Raw genomic sequence first — 20,037 nt, forward strand, 5'->3', positions numbered from 1 at the left:
CCAGAGGTAACGACCGGGGGCCCCGCATCATTCCGGGGCGTTGCCCGCCTCCGGGTTGGCCGGGCGGGGTGCTGCTGCGGTCGTACAGAGGGTGTAACGACTGCGGGCCGGCCGGGATTCCGCCGTCGGTGTGCCGCCGGTCACCGGACACACCACCGGAGACCACCCCCACCGGGACACCCGTGACGGGCCCGTTCCGCCGGATCCGGACACCTGCGGACACCCGGGAAACCGGTGACAGGGGGAACGACCTGCACTGCCCGCCCACCCCGCCCGAGACGCGGGGCCGGGGACGCGGGGCCGGGCTTCCCGACAGGGTGATCGGCGGCAGAACGGCCCGCGCCCGCTCCCCAGATGCCTATCGTTTGTGGCATATCTACCGAAAGTGAGGTTGTCATGACCACAGCGATGGAAATGCCCCGGGTTCAGGAGTGCGCGGCCTCGTCCTGCGCCTACAACCACACGAACGACTGTCACGCGTTCGCCATCACGATCGGCAGCGCCGACCACGCCCACTGCCACACCTTCGTCGAGCTGCCGGTACGCGGCGGTCTCGACCGGCTCATCGCCCAGGTCGGCGCGTGCAGCCGGGCGGACTGCCGGCACAACGCGGAACTGGAGTGCCGGGCCCCGGCGATCACGGTCGGCCCCGACAGCGACCTGGCCGACTGCATGACCTACCAGAGACGCTGACCCTCGCCGCCGCCGGCCGCTCGGCAGGTCGTCGACGATGCCGGTGGGGGCGAGGTCCCTCGGTGCGAAGACCCGGGCCACCCCGACGGCCCACAGAGCGTCGGCGTCGCCCGGGGGATGATGCCGCCGACCACCACCGGCAGGGCACCCCCGGCCGGCGGCGCGGCCCGGCCAGCACCACCGGCACGGCCGCCAGGCGCGACCCGGAGAGCACCGACGGGTCGACCAGGTCGTCGTCCTCCCGCACGGCACGACACCGGCACACCCCCGGCCGCCGCCCTGGTCGGGCTGGTCGCACACTTGACGTCATGGAAGACGAGCTCGCGATCTCCGTACGGGGACTGCGCAAGGCGTACGGCGACAATGTCGCGGTGGCGGGGGTGGACCTCGACGTCCACCGGGGTGAGGTGTTCGCCCTGCTCGGCCCGAACGGCGCGGGCAAGACCACCACGGTGGAGATCCTGGAGGGCTACCGGCAGCGCGACGCCGGCCAGGTGAACGTGCTCGGCAGCGACCCCGGGCTGGTCTTCGGGTCGCGCCTGCGCGGCTCCCGGGCGGGCTCCGCACCCACCTCCCGACGCCAGACGGCCGACTGGCGTTCCCGGGTCGGCATCGTGCTCCAGGGCACCGGCGAATTCGACGAACTGACCGTCGCCGAGGTGGTGCGGCACTTCTCCGGGTTCTATCCCGGCGCGGACGACCCGGACAAGGTCGTCGAGCGGGTCGGGCTGGGGGCGAAAGCCAACGCCCGGACGCACACCCTCTCCGGCGGGCAGAAACGCCGGCTCGACGTGGCGCTGGGCATCATCGGCCGCCCCGAGCTGCTCTTCCTCGACGAGCCCACCACCGGCTTCGATCCCGAGGCGCGGCGCGAATTCTGGGAGCTGATCCGGGACCTCGCCGCCGCCGGCACCACCATCGTGCTCACCACCCACTACCTGGACGAGGCCGAGTCGCTCGCCGACCGGGTCGGGGTGATCGCCGCCGGCCGGGTGATCGAGGTGGCCCCACCGAACCTGCTCGGCAACCGCCAGGACGCCCTGGCGACGGTCTCCTGGCGTACCCCGGACGGGACACCGGAGACGGCGCAGAGCGCGACGCCGACGGCGCTGGTGGCGGAGTTGGCCGCGCGCTTCGGCGGCGAGGTGCCCGGCCTGACGGTGACCCGGCCGACCCTGGAAGACATCTACCTGAGCATGATCGGACACTGATGACGACCACCACGAGGCCGGGGACCCCTGCCGCCGCCGGCAGCCGACGGATCGGGCCGGGCGCGCTCGCCCTGCGCCAGGGCCGGCTGGAGATCACCCAGTTCCTGCGCAGCCGGGAGTCCGTCGTCTTCACGATGGGTTTCCCGATCATCATGATCCTGATCTTCGCGTCGATCTTCGACGGGACGATCGGGGGCGGGGTGAAGTTCACCCAGTACTTCATCACCGGCATGATCGCCACCGGCCTGATGACGGTGAGCTTCCAGAACCTCGGCATCTGGATTCCGATCGAGCGGGACCGGGGCGTACTCAAGCGCTACCGGGGCACCCCGATGCCGAAGTGGGTCTGGTTCGCCGGCAAAGTGATCATGGTGGTGGCGATCGGCATCGCCGAGACCGCGCTGCTGCTGGCCGTCGCCGTGGCGCTGTTCGACCTCGACCTGCCGGCCACCGCCGCGAAGTGGTTCACCTTCGGCTGGGTCGCCACGCTCGGGGTGACCGCCTGCACCCTGTGCGGGATCGCCATCTCGTCGCTGGCCCGCACCGCGCGCAGCGGCTCCGCCGTGGTCACCCCGGTCTCCCTGGTGCTCCAGTTCATCTCCGGGGTGTTCTTCGTCTTCACCGACCTGCCCACCTGGATGCAGCAGCTGGCTGCGCTCTTCCCGCTCAAGTGGATGTGCCAGGGCCTGCGCGCGGTCTTCCTGCCGGAGAGTTTCGGCGCCCAGGAGCCCGGCGGCTCCTTCGAGCTGGGCCGGGTCGCCCTGGTCCTCGCCCTGTGGTGCGTGATCGGCCTGGCCCTCTGCCTGACCACCTTCCGCTGGACCACCAAGCGCGACGGCTGACCCCCGCCCCGGCGTCCCGCCGGCCGGCCCGGCCCGGGTCACGCCGGCCCGGCCCGGGTCACGCCGGCCCGGCCCGGGTCACGCCCGGGCCAGCCATGATCGACTCAGTTGTGCCGATACTGCGGTATCCCCACCAGCGGATACCGCAGTATCGGCGACATGGCGAACCGACCCACCGGGGCAGGCCAGGCGGGCTCAGTACGAGTAGAAGCCCTGGCCGGTCTTGCGGCCCAGGTCACCGGCGGTGGCCATCCGCTGGAGCAGCTCCGGCGGGAAGAACTTCTCGTCGGCGGTGTCGGTGTAGATGTTCTTCGTGGCGTTCAGCAGGACGTCCACGCCGGTCAGGTCGACCGTGGCCAGCGGGCCCATCGCGTGACCGAAGCCCAGCTTGCAGGCGGTGTCCAGGTCCTCGGCCGACATCACCCCGGACTCGACCAGCTTGACCGCCTCCATGGCCAGCGCGCAGATCAGCCGGGTGGTGACGAAGCCGGCGATGTCCCGGTTGACCACCACCACCGTCTTGCCGATCTCCTCGGCGAACGCCTTCGCGGTGGCGATGGTCGCGTCGCTGGTCTTGTAGCCGCGGACCAGCTCGCAGAGCTTCATCATCGGCACCGGGGAGAAGAAGTGGGTGCCCACGACCGACTCCGGCCGCTCGGTCACCGTGGCGATCTGGGTCACCGGGATGGCCGAGGTGTTGGTCGCGAGCACCGCGTCGGCCCGGCAGATCTTGTCCAGCGCGCGGAACACCTCGTGCTTGATCTCGATCTTCTCGAAGACCGCCTCCACCACCACGTCCGCGTCGGCCGCCGCCTCCAGCTCGGTGGTCGGGGTGATCCGGGCCAGGGTCGCCTCGACCTCGGACGGGTCGATCTTCCCCTTCTCGGCGAACTTCGCCAGCGACTTCCGGATGCCGTCCAACCCCCGGGTGGTGGCCGCGTCGTCGACGTCCCGCAGGGACACCTGCCAGCCCGCCTGTGCTGCCACCTGGGCGATGCCGGAACCCATCAGCCCGGCCCCGACGACCGCGAGTCGACCCGCCATCTGCTTCTCCCTCGCTGCGATTGAGTGTCTGCCAGCACCCTAGTCGGCGAGCCTGAACGACCGCTAAGCCCCGGACGCCCGGCCGGGCGAGGTCGGGCGGTGAAGTCAGCGCGGGTCGGCTGGCCCGGGACCGGTGGGGGCAGGGTCGGCTGGCGCGGGTCAGATGGTCAGCTCGGGGGCCTCCGGGGCGGTGCCGCGTTCCACCTCCACGCCGAGCGCCCGCAGATCGGCGACGAAGTCCGGGTAGCCCCGGTCCACGTGGTGCACGTGCGAGACCTCGGTGAAGCCGTCCGCGCAGAGTCCCGCGATGATCAGCCCGGCGCCGGCCCGGATGTCGGTGGCGCGTACCGGGGCACCGGAGAGCCGGTCCCGACCCCGTACCACCGCGTGGTGGCCGTCGGTCTTGATGTCCGCGCCGAGCCGTGTCATCTCGTTGGCGAACATGAACCGGCCGTCGAAGATGTTCTCGGTGATCAGCGACGCCCCGTCGCTGACCGCCGCCAACCCGATCGCCATCGGCAGCAGATCGGTGGCGAAACCCGGGTACGGCAGGGTGACCACGTCGACGGCGGCGGGCCGCTCGTCGGCGCGTACCCGGAAGGCGTCGCCCCGGGTCTCCACCAGCGCGCCGGCCGACACCAGCTTGTCCAGCGCGACCTCCAGGTAGGCCGGATCGATCCCGGTGACCGTCACGTCCCCCCGGGTCATCGCCGCGCCGAACGCCCAGGTGCCGGCCACGATCCGGTCCCCCACCGTGGCGTGCCGCACCGGGCGCAGCGCGGGCACCCCGACGATGCGCAGGGTGGAGCTGCCACTGCCGGAGATCCGGGCGCCCATCCGGTGGAGCATGGTGCAGAGGTCGACGATCTCCGGCTCCCGGGCCGCGTTGTCGATCACGGTGACGCCCCGGGCCAGCACCGCCGCCATCACCAGGTTCTCGGTGGCACCCACGCTGGGGAAGTCCAGCACGATCTCGGCGCCCCGCAACCCGTCCGGGGCGGCGGCGATGACGAAGCCGTGCTCGCCGGAGACGTCCGCGCCCATCCGGGTCAGCCCGGCGATGTGCATGTCCAGACCCCGGGAGCCGATGGCGTCCCCACCCGGATGCGCCACCCGCACGTACCCCCGGCGGGCCAGCAGCGGGCCCAGCACGCAGATCGAGGCCCGCAGCCGGCGGACCAGGTCGTAGTCGGCGTCCGCACCGGGCTGCTCGGGTACGTCGATGACGACCGACCGGGACCGGGCCTGCCCGCCGTAGCCGACCATCGGGTCCACCGGGTCGTCCGCCTCGAAGCGCACCACGCAGCCCAGCCGGCGCAGCACCTCGCCCATGATGGCGATGTCGGTGATCCGGGGCACGTTCGTGATCACCGTCCGCCCCGGTGCCAGCAGGGCCGCCGCCATCAGCTTCAGGGCCGAGTTCTTCGCCCCGACGACGTGCACGGTGCCGGCCAGCCGGGCGTCCCCGCCGACCCGGATGACATCGATGTCGTCGACCGCCGGGGCACCGGCGTCACCCGGCCCCACCCCCACCGGCCAGCCGGTCGGGTCCGGCCGTGCCGGGATCGTCAGGTCCGGTATCCGTAGGCTGTGCGTCATGGCCGTCCACCTCACGCGCATCTACACCAAGGCCGGCGACGCCGGCATGACCAGGCTGAGCAACAACGAGCAGGTGCCGAAGACCGATCCACGGATCGCCGCGTACGCGGATGTCGACGAGTGCAACGCCGCGATCGGCGTCGCGCTCGCCCTGGGCCAGCTCGACGACGAGCTGCGGGCCGTGCTGGAGGCGATCCAGAACGACATGTTCGACGTCGGCGCCGACCTGGCCACCCCCGTCGAGCCGGAGCCGGCGTACCCGCCGCTGCGGGTCACCGAGGAGTACGTCGAACGCCTCGAAGGCTGGTGCGACGAGTACAACGGACGTCTGAGCAAGCTCGACTCCTTCATCCTCCCCGGCGGCACCCCGGGCGCGGCGCTGCTGCACGTGGCCCGGACTACCGCCCGGCGCGCCGAACGGGCGGCCTGGGCGTTGGTCACCCACGATCCGGATCGCACCGGCTCCCTTCCGGCCAAGTATCTCAACCGCCTCTCCGACCTGCTGTTCATCCTGTCAAGAACGGCCAATCCGGGCGGCGATGTGCTATGGGTGCCGGGCGGCAAGCGCTGAGCACGGGCGGGCTGCACCACGTCGAGGTCTGGGTACCCGACCTGGCCGCCGCGAAGCGGAGCTGGGGCTGGCTGCTCGGTGCACTCGGCTGGACGCCGTACCAGGACTGGCCGGCCGGCCGGTCCTGGCGGCACGGCACGACGTACCTGGTGCTGGAGGAGTCCCCGGCGCTGGCCGGGCGGGTCCACGACCGGCTCGCCCCGGGCCTCAACCACCTGGCCTTCCACGCCGGTCCGCCGTACGCGGTGGACCGGCTGGTGGCCGCCGCGCCGGCCCACGGCTGGACACTGCTGTTCGCCGACCGTCACCCGCACGCCGGCGGCCCGGACAGCTACGCCGGCTACCTCACCGACGGGCAGGGTTACGAGGTCGAACTGGTCGCCGCTGCGGATCCGTAGGAACACCGGTCGGGCGGGGGCTCCCACGTCCGACGCGGTGCCGGCCGGCACCGCAGGCCACAGGTCAGGCGGCCGGCCAGTCCTGGGACGCCATACGTGGCGAGGCCGCCCCGGGCGGGGCGGCCTCGAGCCAGGAGGAGAAACCGGTCACCGTGGAGCGGGCCATGGCGATCTCGACCGGTGCGTGTTGACTGGTACAGCGGAGGATCACCCAGTCGGACGGCATGGAGAGCCGTTCCTGCCCCTCGGGAAGCCGCCGTCGCTCCACCACCAGCTCCTTGCGGGAAAGCACCCGCTTGGGCCGCAGAGCGAAGCTGAACATCCGGTACCAGCGGAGCTGGTCGCCGACGAACCGTGCGAAGCCCGGGGACCAGCCCCGGCCGTCCAGGACGGTGGTGACCCGGACGCTCAGCCGGATGATGCCACCGCTACGGGTCACCAACGCGCGCCGGACGAAGAGGATCAGGACCGCGACCAGAATCACCGCGATGCCGATTCCGATCCCTTCGACGATCTGCATCGGCGGGTGGACTCAGCGGGCCGGAGTTGCCGGGGTGGCGCTCTCGGCGAGCACTGTCACGCTCTCCGCGCCGACCGACAGGAACCCGCCGGTGATGTCGTAGGCGACCTGCTGGCCGCCGGCCTGCTTGATCCGGACCTGGCTGGGCTCGGCGAGCTGGCCGAGCAACGGCGCGTGCCCCGGCAGCACACCCAGCTCACCCTCGGTCGTGCGGGCGACGACCATCTCGGCCTCGCCGGACCAGACCTTCTCCTCGACGGCTACGAGGTCGACGTGAAGCTGCTGTGCCACGCTGTCTCCTTGCTGCGGCGACGGATTGCCGAAAGTCTAGTCTGAGCGCGGTGGACACCCCAACGCGGGTGCCGAGACGTGCACCACCACCCGGCGTGTCGGCTGGCCGGGAGGTGGTGTCGGCACCGGGCGGATCACCTGGTCTTGTTGCGGAACTCCGGGTGCTCCAGCAGGAAGGCGTCCAACTGCTCGTTGCCGAGGGCGGTGAAGAAGTCGTCGGCGGCGGGCAGCAGCCGCTCGCCCCGGTAGCCGTTGCCGGTGCCGATCCCCTCCCCCGGCAGCTTGATCAGCTCGACGTTCTCCGAGCGGATGCCCTTGAGCGCGATGGCGAAGTCGACCACGCTGCTGCCCCGGCCGTTGAAGGTCAACGACTGACCGGCGGCCCGGATCACCCGGTCCAGCTTGATCGGGTTGGTCACCACGTCGGCGCTGAACGCCTGGGTGACCATCGCCTTGATGAACTGCTGCTGGTGCCGCTGCCGACCGTAGTCGGCGTCCGGGACGCCGTTCTTCGGGTAGCGCTGCCGCACGTAGTCCAGCGCCTGCCAGCCGCTGAGGTGCTGGTTGCCCTTCTTGTAGACCGCCTGCGGCCCGATGTAGCCCTCGCCGTACGGGTTGCCCTTGCGGTGCTTGCCGTTCGGCTCCCGGTGCTCGGACTTGACCTCCCGCTCGATGTACATGTCGACGCCGCCCATCGCGTCGACGATCTTCTGGAAGCCGGTGAAGTTGATGATCGCGCCGGCGTCGAACCGTTCGATCCCGGTCGCCTTCTGCACGGTCTTGGCGAGCAGTTCGAAGCCCTGCGGGGCGCTGGGGTTCTTGCCCTCGACGATGCTGCCGTGCGACATCGCTCCGTTGATCTTGCCGGAGCCGCCCCGGTAGCCGGCCTTGTCGAACTTGGGGATGTCCACGTAGAGATCGCGTGGAATGGAGAAGATGTACGCCTGCTCCAGCGACTCGGGCACGTGCAGCACCATGATCGAGTCGGCCAGTGGCGGGGTCTTCGCGTCCCGTGGGTCGATCCCCACGAGCAGGATGTTCAGCGGCCCCTTGACGTTGCTCTTGCGCTCCTGCGCCCCGGCCGCCTTGTCACCGAAGAGGTCGGCCTTGCCCACCGAGCCCTCGTAACGCGACAGCAGGGTCTCGTAGCCCACCAGGACCGCGCCGCTGAGCAGCATCAGCACCGCCCCGAAGGCGGTGCACACCCGGGCCCAGCGCGGCACCCCCGACCAGATGGACGACTTGCCGCCGCCCTTGCCGGACTTACCCACGAGCAGCTCCATTCGTCGCGCCACGAGGATGCGTCACGAAAACTCGTCACGTCCACGAACAGAAGACGGTCGGACACCGTCGAAAAGTTGCACCGAATCGACGCTCGTTCCCGGCGTCGCGCTCGAAACGGTACCTCGCCCGCCTGGGAACCGCTTACCCGGCAACCGGACACCGGCTGCGACCAGCCACGACAACGGCCGAAGGCCACCCCGGTGCACCGGGGTGGCCTTCGTGGGACGACTGTCGAGGGGCTCAGCCCTCCGACATCAGCTCCTTCGCCTTGCGCTCCAGGTCCTCCAGACCACCGCACATGAAGAATGCCTGCTCGGGGAAGTGGTCGTACTCGCCCTCGCTGATCTTCTTGAACGCCTCGATGGTCTCGGCGATCGCGACCGTCGAGCCCGGCACGCCGGTGAACTGCTCGGCGGCGTAGGTGTTCTGCGAGAGGAAACGCTCGATCCGGCGGGCCCGGCCGACGGTGAGCTTGTCCTCTTCGGACAGCTCCTCGATGCCGAGGATCGCGATGATGTCCTGGAGGTCCTTGTAGCGCTGGAGGATGCGCTTGACCTCGGTCGCCACCATGAAGTGCTCCTCGCCGACGAACTCCGGGGCGAGGATCCGGGACGAGGACGCCAGCGGGTCCACGGCCGGGTAGATGCCCTTGTCGGAGATCGACCGCTCCAGGTTGGTGGTCGCGTCCAGGTGGGCGAAGGTGGTCGCCGGCGCCGGGTCGGTGTAGTCGTCGGCGGGCACGTAGATCGCCTGGAGCGAGGTGATGGCCTGGCCCCGGACGGAGGTGATCCGCTCCTGGAGCTCGCCCATCTCGTCGGCCAGGGTCGGCTGGTAACCCACCGCGCTCGGCATCCGGCCGAGCAGGGTGGAGACCTCGGAACCGGCCTGGGTGAAGCGGAAGATGTTGTCGATGAAGAGCAGCACCTCCTGCTTCTTCACGTCGCGGAAGTACTCCGCCATGGTCAGCGCGGACAGCGCCACCCGCAGCCGGGTGCCCGGCGGCTCGTCCATCTGGCCGTAGACCAACGCGGTCTTGTCGATGACGCCGGACTCGGTCATCTCGGCGATGAGGTCGTTGCCCTCGCGGGTGCGCTCACCCACGCCGGCGAAGACCGAGGTGCCACCGAAGTTCCGGGCCACCCGGGTGATCATCTCCTGGATGAGCACCGTCTTGCCCACGCCCGCGCCGCCGAACAGGCCGATCTTGCCGCCCTTGACGTACGGGGCGAGCAGGTCGATGACCTTGATGCCGGTCTCCAGCATCTCGGTCTTCGGCTCCAGGTCCGCGAAGGCCGGGGCCTTGCGGTGGATGCCCCACCGGTCGTCCGCGTCGAGCGTCTCGCCCTCGGTGAGGTTGAGGCACTCGCCGATGGCGTTGAAGACGTGGCCCTTGACCGCGTCGCCCACCGGTACGGTGATCGGCGAACCGGTGTCGGTCACCTCGGCGCCCCGGACCAGACCGTCGGTCGGCTGCATGGAGATGGCGCGGATCAGGTTGTCACCCAGGTGCTGGGCGACCTCCAGGGTCAGCGTCTTCTCACCACCGGAGAGCTTCACCTCGACGTGCAGGGCGTTGAACAGGGCCGGCATGGCGTCGCGCGGGAACTCGGCGTCGACGACCGGGCCGATGACCCGAACCACGCGACCGGTGGCCGTCCTGGTCTCTGCCGGTCCCCCGGCAACTGCGGATACAGTCATCACACTTCACTTCCCGACGCGGCCAGCGCGTTCGCGCCGCCGACGATCTCACTGATCTCCTGGGTGATCCCGGCCTGGCGGGCCGAGTTCATCTCACGCGTGTACTTCTCGATCATGTCTTCGGCGTTGTCGGTGGCGCTCTTCATCGCCCGCCGACGGGCCGCCGACTCGCTCGCCGCCGACTCCAGCAACGCCGCGTAGATCCGCGTGTTGATGTACCTCGGCAACAGCGCGTCGAGCAGCGACTCCGCCTCCGGCTCGAACTCGTACGCCGGCAGCAGCCCCTCGGAGCGCGGCCGGTCCTCGACCTGCATCGGCCCAATGATCTTGGTAACCGGGTTCTGCGTCATCAGGCTGTGGAACTCGGTGTAGACGATGTGCAACTCGTCGATGCCGAGCACGCCGTCCGGTCCGGCGTCACCGTCGGTGTCGTCCGCACCGGCGGTGAACGCCGAGATCAGCGTCTCACCGACCTCCCGGGCGTCGGCGAAGGTGGGCTGCTCCGAGAAGCCGGTCCAGTTCGCCGCGATCTCCCGGTTGCGGAACCGGTAGAACGTCAGACCCTTACGCCCGATGACGTAGAGCACCGGCTCCTTGCCGTCGGCGGTGAGCCGGGCGATCAGCGACTCGGCGGTCCTGATCGCGTTGGAGCTGTACCCACCGGCCAGGCCCCGGTCGGAGGTGACCAGCAGGACGCCCGCCCGCCGCACCTGCTCGCGCGGGGTGAGCAGCGGGTGGTCGATCCGGGCGTTCGAGGCCAGCGCCGTGAGCACGCCGGTGATCGCCTGGGCGTACGGCAGGGACGCCGTCACCCGGGCCTGGGCCTTGGCGATGCGGCTCGTCGCCACGAGCTCCATCGCCTTGGTGATCTTCTTCATCCCCTTCGCCGAACGGATCCGTTGACGAAGAACGCGTACCTGGGCCGCCATGAGTCAGCCCTACTGCTTCTCGGCGTCGCCGCCGGCGTAACGGGTGACCGTCTCCCGGTCCGCCTCGCCCTCCAGCGGCTTGGCGGGCGCGTCGTTGACCCGACGCTCGTCGGCCTTGCCGAGGAAGACCTGCTTGAACTCGGCGATGGCCGAGTCGAGCGAGGCCGCGATGTCGTCGCCCCACTTGCCGCCCGCGATCGAGGCCAGCACGCCCTCGTGCTTGTGCCGCAGGTACTGGAGGAACTCCGACTCGAAGCGACGGACCTCGCCGACCGGGATGTCGTCCAGCTTGCCCTCGACGCCGGACCAGACCGAGACGACCTGCTCCTGCACCGGGTACGGCGAGTAGTTCGGCTGCTTGAGCAGCTCGACCAGCCGGGAACCCCGGTTCAGCTGGGCCTGCGAGGCCTTGTCCAGGTCGGAGGCGAAGGCGGCGAACGCCTCCAGCTCACGGAACTGGGCCAGGTTGAGCCGCAGCGAGCCGGAGACCTTCTTCATCGGCTTCATCTGGGCGGCGCCGCCGACCCGGGAGACCGAGGTGCCGACGTTGATGGCCGGCCGGACGCCCTGGTTGAACAGGTCGGACTCCAGGAAGATCTGGCCGTCGGTGATCGAGATGACGTTGGTCGGGATGAAGGCCGAGATGTCGTTGGCCTTCGTCTCGATGATCGGCAGTCCGGTCATCGAGCCGCCACCCAGCGCGTCGGAGAGCTTCGCGCAGCGCTCCAGCAGGCGGGAGTGCAGGTAGAAGACGTCACCCGGGTACGCCTCACGGCCCGGCGGGCGACGCAGCAGCAGCGACACGGCCCGGTACGCCTCGGCCTGCTTGCTCAGGTCGTCGAAGACGATCAGGACGTGCTTGCCGCCGTACATCCAGTGCTGCCCGATGGACGAGCCGGTGTAGGGGGCGAGGTACTTGAAGCCGGCCGGGTCGGACGCCGGGGAGGCCACGATGGTGGTGTACTCCAGCGCGCCCGCGTCCTCCAGGATGCCCTTGATCGAGGCGATCGTGGAGGCCTTCTGGCCGATGGCGACGTAGATGCAGCGAACCTGCTTCTTGGGGTCGCCGGAACGCCAGTTGTCCCGCTGGTTGAGGATGGTGTCCAGCGCGACGGTGGTCTTGCCGGTCTTCCGGTCGCCGATGATCAGCTGCCGCTGGCCCCGACCGATCGGGGTCATCGCGTCGATCGCCTTGATGCCGGTCTGCAGCGGCTCGTCGACCGACTGCCGGGACATCACGTTCGGGGCCTGGAGCTCCAGCTCGCGGAAGCCCTCGTCGGCGATGTCGCCGAGGCCGTCGATCGGCTGGCCGAGCGCGTTGACCACGCGGCCGAGGAAGGCGTCGCCGACCGGGACGGAGAGCACCCGGCCGGTGCGCTTGACGCGCTGCCCCTCCTCCAGCTTGGCGGAGTCACCGAGAACGACGACGCCGATCTCCCGGACGTCGAGGTTCAACGCCACGCCGAGCGTGCCGTCCTCGAACTCCAGGAGCTCGTTGGTCATGGTCGAGGGCAGGCCCTCGACGTGGGCGATGCCGTCACCGGTGTCGGCGACGGTGCCGACCTCCTCGCGGGAGACGTCGGTCGAGTAGGAGGAGACGTAGCGCTCCAGGGCGCCGCGGATCTCCTCCGTCGAGATGGTCAGCTCGGCCATCCTCTGCTTCCTTAAAATTCAGGGGCCCGGGATACCTAGTACCGACCGGTCCGAATGGCGTCGATCAAAGGGCGGCGAGGCCGCTGGTCAGCGCTTCACGAGCGCGTTGCGGGTCTCGTTGAGGCGGCGCAGGACGGTGCCGTCGTACAGGTCGGAACCGACCCGCACGCTCACCCCACCGAGCACCTCCGGGTCGACCGTCTGCTTGACGGAAACCTCTCGACCGTACATCGCGGAGAGGCGGGCACCGAGCCGTCGCTCGTCGGACTCGCTCAACGGGGCGGCCACGGTCACGTACGCGACCTGACGGTCCCGCCGATCGGCGGCCAGCTCGACCAGCCGGGTGAGCGCCCCGGTGAAGGAGCGTCCCCCGAACCCGCCGAGGGCCACCTCGACGAGGCGGACGGTGACCGGTCGGGCCTTGCCCTCGAGCAGCTCCCGGGCCAACGCGGCCCGCTGCCCGGCCGGGGCGATCGGGTCGGCCAGCGCCGCGGAGAGCGCGGACTGACCGGTGACCACCTGGCCGAAGCGGAACAGCTCGTCCTCGACCTCACCGAGGTCGCCGGCGGAGTCGGCGCTGGCCAGCAGCGCCTCCACCCCGAGCCGCTCGGTGCCGTCGAGCAGCTCCGACGGCGTCGACCAACGGCCGGCGACCAGGCCGGTCAGCAGGTCGAGCGCGTCCGCGCCGATCTTGCCGGCCAGGATGCCGTTGAGCAGCCCGGCGCGGTCGTCGCCGGTGCGGGCCGGGTCGGACAGCGCCCGGCGCAGCCGCGGCTCGCCCCGCAACAGGGCGGCGACGGAGAGGATGTCGTCGGCGGTGGTGGCCACCGCCGACGGCTCCGCACCGCGGACGTACGCGTCGAGGCGCTCGGCCGCGATCCCGTACGACTCCCGGCTGGCGGCCTGCATCAGCGGGCCCCCGTGCTCTCAAGGTTGCTCAGGAACCGGTCCACGGTGCCCTTGCGGCGCGCCTCGTCGGCCAGCGACTCCCCGACGATCTTGCTGGCCAGGTCGACCGCGATGGTGCCGACCTCGGTGCGCAGCTCACGCACGATGGTGGCCCGCTCGGCGGCGAGTTGCTCCTTGCCGGCCGCGATGATCCGGTCGGACTCCTCACGTGCCTTGCCGAGGATGTCCTGCCGGATGCCCTCCGCGTCGGCCCGGGCGTCGTCCCGGATCTTCGCGGCGTCGGTGCGCGCCTCGGCGAGCTGCGCGCGGTATTGCTCGAGGAGCTGGTTGGCCTCGGCCTGGGCGGCCTCGGCGCGCTTGATACCGCCCTCGATCGCGTCGACCCGAGCCTGGAACGTCTGTTCCATACGGGGGAAGACGAACTTCATCAGCACGAAGCAGAGTACGGCGAAGGCGACGCTTCCCACCACGATCTCCTGCCAGATCGGGAGGATCGGGTTGTGCGTCGACTCACCACCCTCAGCGGCGAGGAGAAACATGAGAGACCTCCGGTCAGAGGGGCTGGATCAGATGTCGCCGGCCCAGATGAAGCCGAAGGCGATGCCCAGCAGCGCGAGCGCCTCGATGACGGCGAAGCCGATCCAGACGTACGGCAGGGTCATCCGGGACGACTCGGGCTGGCGGGCGGTCGACTGGATGTAGGCGGCGAAGACCAGGCCGACGCCGATGCCCGGGCCGATGGCGGCGAGGCCGTAGCCGATGGCGGCGGTGCTGCCCTCTACCGCGGCGTAGATGTCCATTAGTGGGTTCCTCCTGGTTATCACGCGTGACTCTCACGCGGTACGACAACTGTTGGTACGCGACTGGTCAGTGCTCGCTGGCGAGCCCCCGCCCGGTGGATCAGTGCTCGTCGGCGAGCGCGCCCTGCACGTAGCTTGCGGTGAGGACGGTGAAGACGTAGGCCTGCAGGCAGATGACCAGGAACTCGAGGAAGGTGAGCGCGATGGTCATCACCCAGGACAGCACCGAGACCGGTGCGAGCCAGGCGTTGGCGCTGAGCATCGCGAAGCCACCGAGCGTGAAGACCAGCAGCAGCATGTGCCCGGCGAACATGTTGGCGAACAGACGAACGGCCAGCGAGAACGGCCGGACGATGAAGGTCGAGAAGATCTCGATCGGGATCAGCAGCGGCAGGATGAACCAGGGCGCCGGCGGAACCAGAGAGTTCTTGAAGTATTTCACGAAGCCGTGTTGCCGGATGCCGATGTAGTTGAACAGCACGTAGCTGATCACCGCGAGGATCGCCGGGAAGGCGATGTGCGAGTTCGGCGAGATCTGGAACAGCGGCACGATCGCGAAGAGGTTGGTCAGCAGCACGAAGCAGAACAGCGTGGTGAAGTACGGCGCGAACCGCACCCCCCGGTGCCCGAGCATGTCGACCGCGATGTTGTTGCGCACGAAGCCGTAGATCGACTCGGCGAGCCACTGCTTCTTGGTCGGGACCAGCTGCGGCTTCCGGTAGGTCGCCAGGAAGAAGATGATCAGGATGCCGACGGCGACCCAGACCATCGCCGTGATCTTGGTGAACCAGTACGAGTCGTGCGCACCCCAGGGCAGGATGCTGGGCAGGTAGAAGTCCTCCACGCTGGGTGGGAATGCCGCCTGGCCCGCTGCCAGGACGTTCGCCTGTCCGAACACCGCGTCCCTTCCTATGTAGGCGTGCCGAGCCGGCGGACGACCAGGATGATCCCCCCGGCCATGCCGAGCACGACACCGATCCCGGTGGCGATGCCGCCGGAGTCGAGCCACTGGTCGACCAGCCAGCCGATGAAACCCCAGACGAGCATGCCCCCGATGAGGTACGAGAGCGCGGTCCAGCCCTGACCGGCGCCGGTCGGAACGTCGTCCGGACCGCCGGTGGGTTGGGGGGTTTGGTCACCAGCCATGACGGGGCGAACGATATCAGCCGGGGAGACGAGGCTGTGCCTCACCCCCCGCACAACCGTCGTTGTGTGGGCGTCGGGCGGGCTCCATCGTCTGGGGGCACGCTACTCCCCTTAGGCCAGTGAGAGAATGACCGCACGCCGACAGTCGCATACCCGTCCACCAGGTGGGACGCCGGACTCATGGTCGGCGAGAAGACCCGCTGGTCAGCCACCAGATGTGCACTCCGGTCCAGACCGCCACGCCGGCGGCGATGCCGGCACAGAGCGGAACCAGCCCGTCCCACCCGGTCGACGCCACCGCCACCATGACCACCCCCAGCAGGGTGAACTTGGCGACGTACAGGCCCAGCCCGAGCGGCAGCACCAGCTGCGGGTTGATCGCGTCGGCCCAGGCCAGCACCACCGTCGTCAGGGTGTAGCTGAGCACGGTCACCGCCACCCCGGCCGCCGCGCCCGCCGCCGCGGCCCCGCCGCCGGTCAGCCCGCCGACCACCGCCGCGACCGCCCCCAACGCCGCCGAGGCGGCCAGCAGCACCGGCAGGTGGCGCAACCGCCAGCCCCGGTCGTCGGCCACCACCGGCGCGCGCACCCCCGGCTCAGCCACGCGGGTCCACCGGACCGCCGACGACCAGCCGGACCAGCCCCGGACCAGTGGCGTCGAGCCGGTCGAGGGCCGGCCCCCACAAGGTCTGCTTCACGTTCTCCACAGCGAAAGAGTCTACGGAGCCGCACACTGGTGACCGTGAGATGCCTCGTCACCGGCGCCACCGGCTACATCGGTGGACGACTCGCGCCCCGGCTGCTGGCCGAGGGGCACCAGGTGCGCTGTCTGGCCCGCAAGGCGGGTCGGCTGCGCGACGTGCCCTGGGCGGCCCGCGCCGAGGTGGCCGAGGGGGACCTGCGCAAACCCGAGACGCTGCCGGCCGCGTTCGCCGACGTCGACGTCGCGTACTACCTGGTGCACTCGCTCGGGCAGGGCGACTTCGAGGCCGCCGACCGGGAGGCCGCCACCCACTTCGCCGCGGCCGCGGCGGCCGCCGGCGTACGCCGGATCGTCTACCTGGGTGGGCCGGAGCCGGCGGCCGGCGGCGGGGTGCCGTCGCCGCACCTGCGGTCCCGGGCCGAGGTGGCCCGGATCCTGCTGGCCGGCGAGGTGCCCACGGTGGTGCTGCGGGCCGCCGTGATCATCGGGTCCGGGTCGGCCTCGTTCGAGATGCTGCGTTACCTCACCGAACGGCTGCCGGCCATGGTCACCCCCCGGTGGGTCCGCAACCGGATCCAGCCGATCGCCGTCCGGGACGTGCTGCGCTATCTGGTCGGCTGCGCCACCCTGCCGCCCGAGGTGGACCGGGCCTTCGACATCGGCGGCCCGGACGTGCTGACCTTCCGGGAGATGATGCAGCGCTACGCGCAGGTCGCCGGGCTGCGCCGCCGGATCATCGTGCCGGTCCGCCCGCTGACCCCGGCGCTCTCCTCGCACTGGGTGGGGTTGATCACCCCGGTGCCGAACGCGATCGCCCGCCCGCTGGTGGAGAGCCTGATCCACGAGGCGGTGGCGCACGAGCACGACGTCGCCCGCTGGCTGCCCGACCCGCCGGGTGGGCTGACCGGCTTCGACGACGCCGTCGCGCTGGCCCTGACCAAGGTGCGCGACGCCCAGGTGGAGACCCGCTGGTCGAACGCGAGCGGCCCGGACGCGCCGGCCGAGCCGCTGCCGTCGGATCCGGACTGGTCCGGCGGCACTGTCTACACCGACGTGCGGGAACGTGAGGTCGACGCTCCGCCGGGTGCGCTCTGGCGGGTCATCGAGGGCGTCGGCGGCGAGCACGGCTGGTACTCGTTCCCGCTCGCCTGGTCGGTACGCGGCTGGCTGGACCGGCTGGTCGGCGGGGTGGGGCTACGTCGGGGCCGGCGCGACCCGCACCACCTCCAGGTCGGCGAGGCGCTGGACTTCTGGCGGGTGGAGGAGATCGTCCCCGGCGAACTGCTGCGGCTGCGCGCCGAGATGCGGCTGCCCGGTCGCGCCTGGCTGGAGCTACGCGCCGAGCCGGCCGGCGAGGGCCGCAGCCGGTACGTCCAACGCGCCGTCTTCCTCCCCCGCGGCCTCCCCGGCCACCTCTACTGGCACTCGGTGGCGCCCTTCCACGCCGTCATCTTCGGCGGCATGGCCCGCAACATCGCCGGCCACGCCCCGACCCGCTGATCCCCCGCCCCCGGGGCGGGGTCAGTTGCCGTCGCGGGGGGTGGGGACGGGACGGTAGGTGATCGACTCGTTGGGCGGGACGAAGTCCCGGACCGGGGCGTCGGCCAGGGCCTCGGCCAGGATGCGGCCCACCGCGTCGACCATCCGGGACTGGACCGCCGCGCCGACGGCGTCGCGGGGATCGTCCGGGTTGGCGGCGATCTGGGCGACCGCGAGCTGCGGGGTGAAGGCCACCACCGACTCGGTCTCGTTCCGCTCCGAGCTGCCGGTCTTGCCGGCCACCGGGCGACCCAGCCCCGGGCGGAGCTTCTCCGCCGTGCCGCCGTCGCAGCGGCGGTACATCGACTGGTCGCCGACCGGGCAGCGGGCCGCGTCGGCGGCGGCCCGGGCCACCTCGGTGTCGACCACCTGCCGGCAGTCCGGCCGGCCGGCGGCCACCTCCTTCCCGGCGTTGTCCCTGATCGACACGACCGGCAGCGGCGCGCACCAGGTCCCCTCGGCGGCCACCGTGGCGTACGCGTTGGCCAGGTCGAGCGGGGTGGTGGAGGACACCCCCAGGGTGAACGCCCCCCAGTCGCGGGCCCCGGACCGGGCCAGTTCGGCGTCGTCGGGGGCGCGGAACCGGATGCCCAGCCGTTCGGCCATCTCCACCACCCGGTCCGCGCCGATCTGCTCGGTCAGCCAGGCGAAATAGGTGTTCACCGAGCGGCCGAAGGCGGTCCACATGGTGCGGTAACCGTCCATCCACTCGGGGGTGGCGTTGACCGGGCACCACCGGCCGCCGCAGCTGGCCCGGGCGTCGTCGGTCGGGAACCGGGTCACGATCCGGCTGGGCGCGACGAAGCCCGTCTCCAGTGGCCGCCCGGACTCCAGGGCGGCCAGCAGGGTGAACAGCTTGAACGTCGAGCCGGCCTGGTATCCCTCGATGCCGTTGCCACCGGCGATCAGCTGGTTGACCGTGTTCGGATAGTTCCGCTGCCCGGCCGGGTTGGGGGTGACGCTGTAGTGCCGGTTCACCGCCAGGGCGAGCACCCGCCCGGTGCCCGGCTGGACCACCGCCACCGGCGCCGCCCGGGGATCGTCGACGGCGTAGATGTCGGTCGACTGGCGTACGGCGGCCCGCTGCACGGCCGGGTCGAGCGAGGAGACGATCCGGAAGCCACCCCGGCGCAGGTTGTCCTGCCGCTCGGCGGCGGTGGCGCCGAAGGCGGGCTGGTCGCTCCACCACTGGGTGAACCAGTCGCAGAAGAACCCCCAGTCGTTGCGCTGCTCGGGCACGGCGGTGCAGTCGTTCGGCGTCCGGCTGGGGCGCAACGTCAGCGGGGCGTCCCGGGCCACCGCCGCGTCGGCCGCCGGGATCTGGGCCAGCGCCACCATCCGGTCCAGCACGTACGACCGGCGGGTCAGTGCCGCGTCGGCGTCGCCGTTGATCGGATCGTCGGTGTCCGGGGAGCGGACCAGGCCGGCCAGCAGCGACGCCTGGGCCAGGGTCAGCCGGGCCGGGGTGGTGGAGAAGTACCGCTTGGTCGCGGCGGCGATGCCGTACGCCCCGGCGCCGAAGTACGCGATGTTGAGGTAGCGGGTGAGGATCTCGTCCTTGGTCAGCTCGCGCTCCAACGCCAGGGCGTACCGCATCTCCTGGAGCTTGCGGGCGGTGCTGATCTCGGTGGCCCTCTTCCGCTGCTCCTTGGTCAGCCGGGGGTCGTTGCTGAGCACGTTGCGGACGTACTGCATGGTCAGCGTGGAGGCGCCCTGCCGGGCCCGGCCGTCGCGCTGGTTGACGGTGAACGCCCGGACCACCCCCCGCAGGTCGACGCCCCGGTGCTGGTAGAACCGGGCGTCCTCGGCGGCCACGATGGCCTGCCGCATCACCGGGGCCACCTTGGCCAGCGGCACGTCCACCCGGTCCTCGGTGTAGAACGAGGTGATCAGGGTGACGCCGTCGGCCGCGTACAGGGTGGAGCGTTGGGCGGTGGGTGGGGTGCGCAGCGTGTTGGGCAGCTCGGCATAGGAGGACGCGAGCCCGCCGAAGCCGATGCCGAACACCAGGGCGAGCGGCAGGGCCGCCGCCGCCAGCACCAGACCGGCGAGCACGCCGGCGATCAACACGGTGAACGCCTTGTCGAGGTGGGTCCGGATCATCAGTACTCCCCGCAGGAGTCGTCAGGACCCGCTCAGCATGACCCGCAAAACCGCCCGAACTCTCATCTTTCCCCAAAACCGGCGAAAGCTCGTGGGGCGGACAC

The 20,037-nt window shown here is 70.8% G+C and carries 21 protein-coding genes and 1 pseudogene; 6 read left to right on the forward strand and 16 right to left on the reverse strand.

The features are described from left to right. Window positions 1-396 precede the first annotated feature (396 nt). Window positions 397-693: a DUF1540 domain-containing protein gene (locus ACQP1S_RS25950; protein WP_091254407.1), complete on the forward strand. Its 297-nt coding sequence runs from the start codon at window positions 397-399 to the stop codon at window positions 691-693. Between the two features lie 24 nt (window positions 694-717). Here the strand turns inward: ACQP1S_RS25950 and ACQP1S_RS25955 are convergent. Then, window positions 718-943 (reverse strand): annotated as a pseudogene (locus ACQP1S_RS25955) (protein meaA); the annotation flags it as partial. A 58-nt stretch (window positions 944-1,001) separates the two neighbouring features. On the opposite strand from ACQP1S_RS25955, the gene ACQP1S_RS25960 reads away from it, so the two are divergent. Continuing rightward, window positions 1,002-1,904 carry an ABC transporter ATP-binding protein gene (locus tag ACQP1S_RS25960; RefSeq protein ID WP_091254403.1) on the forward strand — a complete coding sequence of 301 codons (903 nt, stop codon included), beginning with the start codon at window positions 1,002-1,004 and terminating at the stop codon, window positions 1,902-1,904. After that, window positions 1,904-2,746 (forward strand): ABC transporter permease, encoded by an 843-nt coding sequence (locus ACQP1S_RS25965; protein ID WP_432900178.1) that lies wholly within the window; start codon window positions 1,904-1,906, stop codon window positions 2,744-2,746. Before ACQP1S_RS25960 ends, ACQP1S_RS25965 begins: the two co-directional genes overlap by 1 nt. Window positions 2,747-2,941: 195 nt before the next feature. Here the strand turns inward: ACQP1S_RS25965 and ACQP1S_RS25970 are convergent, their stop codons facing one another. Beyond that, window positions 2,942-3,790 (reverse strand): 3-hydroxyacyl-CoA dehydrogenase family protein, encoded by an 849-nt coding sequence (locus tag ACQP1S_RS25970; protein ID WP_091254400.1) that lies wholly within the window; start codon window positions 3,788-3,790, stop codon window positions 2,942-2,944. Window positions 3,791-3,949: 159 nt separating this feature from the next. After that, window positions 3,950-5,389 carry a UDP-N-acetylglucosamine 1-carboxyvinyltransferase gene (gene murA, locus ACQP1S_RS25975; RefSeq protein WP_432900180.1) on the reverse strand — a complete coding sequence of 480 codons (1,440 nt, stop codon included), beginning with the start codon at window positions 5,387-5,389 and terminating at the stop codon, window positions 3,950-3,952. On the opposite strand from murA, the gene ACQP1S_RS25980 reads away from it, so the two are divergent. Next, the gene (locus ACQP1S_RS25980; protein ID WP_432900182.1) at window positions 5,388-5,960 is read left to right on the forward strand and encodes a cob(I)yrinic acid a,c-diamide adenosyltransferase; all 573 of its coding nucleotides are present in this window, start codon (window positions 5,388-5,390) and stop codon (window positions 5,958-5,960) included. The two genes, murA and ACQP1S_RS25980, sit on opposite strands and share 2 nt — an antisense overlap. Next, window positions 5,936-6,358: a VOC family protein gene (locus ACQP1S_RS25985; protein WP_432900184.1), complete on the forward strand. Its 423-nt coding sequence runs from the start codon at window positions 5,936-5,938 to the stop codon at window positions 6,356-6,358. Before ACQP1S_RS25980 ends, ACQP1S_RS25985 begins: the two co-directional genes overlap by 25 nt. Window positions 6,359-6,422: 64 nt before the next feature. On the opposite strand, the gene ACQP1S_RS25990 is transcribed toward ACQP1S_RS25985, so the two are convergent. From ACQP1S_RS25990 to ACQP1S_RS26045, 12 genes are all read right to left on the reverse strand, one after another. Further along, complete coding sequence (locus ACQP1S_RS25990; protein ID WP_357771306.1) at window positions 6,423-6,878, reverse strand: DUF2550 domain-containing protein; 456 nt, start codon at window positions 6,876-6,878, stop codon at window positions 6,423-6,425. Between the two features lie 12 nt (window positions 6,879-6,890). Beyond that, window positions 6,891-7,169, reverse strand: a complete 279-nt coding sequence (locus tag ACQP1S_RS25995) for a F0F1 ATP synthase subunit epsilon (protein ID WP_067312863.1) — start codon at window positions 7,167-7,169, stop codon at window positions 6,891-6,893. A gap of 134 nt (window positions 7,170-7,303) precedes the next feature. Continuing rightward, window positions 7,304-8,446: an LCP family protein gene (locus ACQP1S_RS26000; protein WP_432908330.1), complete on the reverse strand. Its 1,143-nt coding sequence runs from the start codon at window positions 8,444-8,446 to the stop codon at window positions 7,304-7,306. A 247-nt stretch (window positions 8,447-8,693) separates the two neighbouring features. Next, on the reverse strand, window positions 8,694-10,151 hold the full coding sequence (gene atpD, locus ACQP1S_RS26005) for a F0F1 ATP synthase subunit beta (protein WP_432900187.1): 1,458 nt from the start codon (window positions 10,149-10,151) through the stop codon (window positions 8,694-8,696). Next, window positions 10,151-11,080 carry a F0F1 ATP synthase subunit gamma gene (locus ACQP1S_RS26010; protein WP_091254377.1) on the reverse strand — a complete coding sequence of 310 codons (930 nt, stop codon included), beginning with the start codon at window positions 11,078-11,080 and terminating at the stop codon, window positions 10,151-10,153. Before ACQP1S_RS26010 ends, atpD begins: the two co-directional genes overlap by 1 nt. Window positions 11,081-11,089: 9 nt before the next feature. Continuing rightward, window positions 11,090-12,733: a F0F1 ATP synthase subunit alpha gene (atpA, locus tag ACQP1S_RS26015; protein ID WP_363667530.1), complete on the reverse strand. Its 1,644-nt coding sequence runs from the start codon at window positions 12,731-12,733 to the stop codon at window positions 11,090-11,092. Between the two features lie 87 nt (window positions 12,734-12,820). After that, on the reverse strand, window positions 12,821-13,642 hold the full coding sequence (locus ACQP1S_RS26020) for a F0F1 ATP synthase subunit delta (RefSeq protein WP_432900189.1): 822 nt from the start codon (window positions 13,640-13,642) through the stop codon (window positions 12,821-12,823). Beyond that, the gene (locus ACQP1S_RS26025) at window positions 13,642-14,181 is read right to left on the reverse strand and encodes a F0F1 ATP synthase subunit B (RefSeq protein WP_091254367.1); all 540 of its coding nucleotides are present in this window, start codon (window positions 14,179-14,181) and stop codon (window positions 13,642-13,644) included. Before ACQP1S_RS26025 ends, ACQP1S_RS26020 begins: the two co-directional genes overlap by 1 nt. A 27-nt stretch (window positions 14,182-14,208) precedes the next feature. After that, on the reverse strand, window positions 14,209-14,442 hold the full coding sequence (locus ACQP1S_RS26030; RefSeq protein ID WP_091254364.1) for an ATP synthase F0 subunit C: 234 nt from the start codon (window positions 14,440-14,442) through the stop codon (window positions 14,209-14,211). Between the two features lie 100 nt (window positions 14,443-14,542). Then, a complete protein-coding gene (gene atpB, locus ACQP1S_RS26035) occupies window positions 14,543-15,340 on the reverse strand; it encodes a F0F1 ATP synthase subunit A (RefSeq protein ID WP_091254360.1) in 798 nt (265 codons plus the stop codon). A gap of 11 nt (window positions 15,341-15,351) precedes the next feature. Beyond that, a complete protein-coding gene (locus ACQP1S_RS26040; protein WP_208568404.1) occupies window positions 15,352-15,588 on the reverse strand; it encodes an AtpZ/AtpI family protein in 237 nt (78 codons plus the stop codon). Window positions 15,589-15,766: 178 nt separating this feature from the next. Next, window positions 15,767-16,192, reverse strand: a complete 426-nt coding sequence (locus ACQP1S_RS26045) for a hypothetical protein (protein WP_432900192.1) — start codon at window positions 16,190-16,192, stop codon at window positions 15,767-15,769. A gap of 138 nt (window positions 16,193-16,330) precedes the next feature. Here ACQP1S_RS26045 and ACQP1S_RS26050 point away from each other — a divergent pair, with 138 nt between their 5' ends. Then, complete coding sequence (locus ACQP1S_RS26050; RefSeq protein ID WP_091254413.1) at window positions 16,331-17,791, forward strand: SDR family oxidoreductase; 1,461 nt, start codon at window positions 16,331-16,333, stop codon at window positions 17,789-17,791. Window positions 17,792-17,812: 21 nt separating this feature from the next. Here the strand turns inward: ACQP1S_RS26050 and ACQP1S_RS26055 are convergent, their stop codons facing one another. Further along, window positions 17,813-19,933 carry a transglycosylase domain-containing protein gene (locus ACQP1S_RS26055; RefSeq protein WP_432900195.1) on the reverse strand — a complete coding sequence of 707 codons (2,121 nt, stop codon included), beginning with the start codon at window positions 19,931-19,933 and terminating at the stop codon, window positions 17,813-17,815. Window positions 19,934-20,037: the final 104 nt, after the last annotated feature.

Origin of the sequence: Micromonospora matsumotoense (genome assembly GCF_050951065.1) — a bacterium.
Lineage (GTDB): Bacteria > Actinomycetota > Actinomycetes > Mycobacteriales > Micromonosporaceae > Micromonospora > Micromonospora matsumotoensis.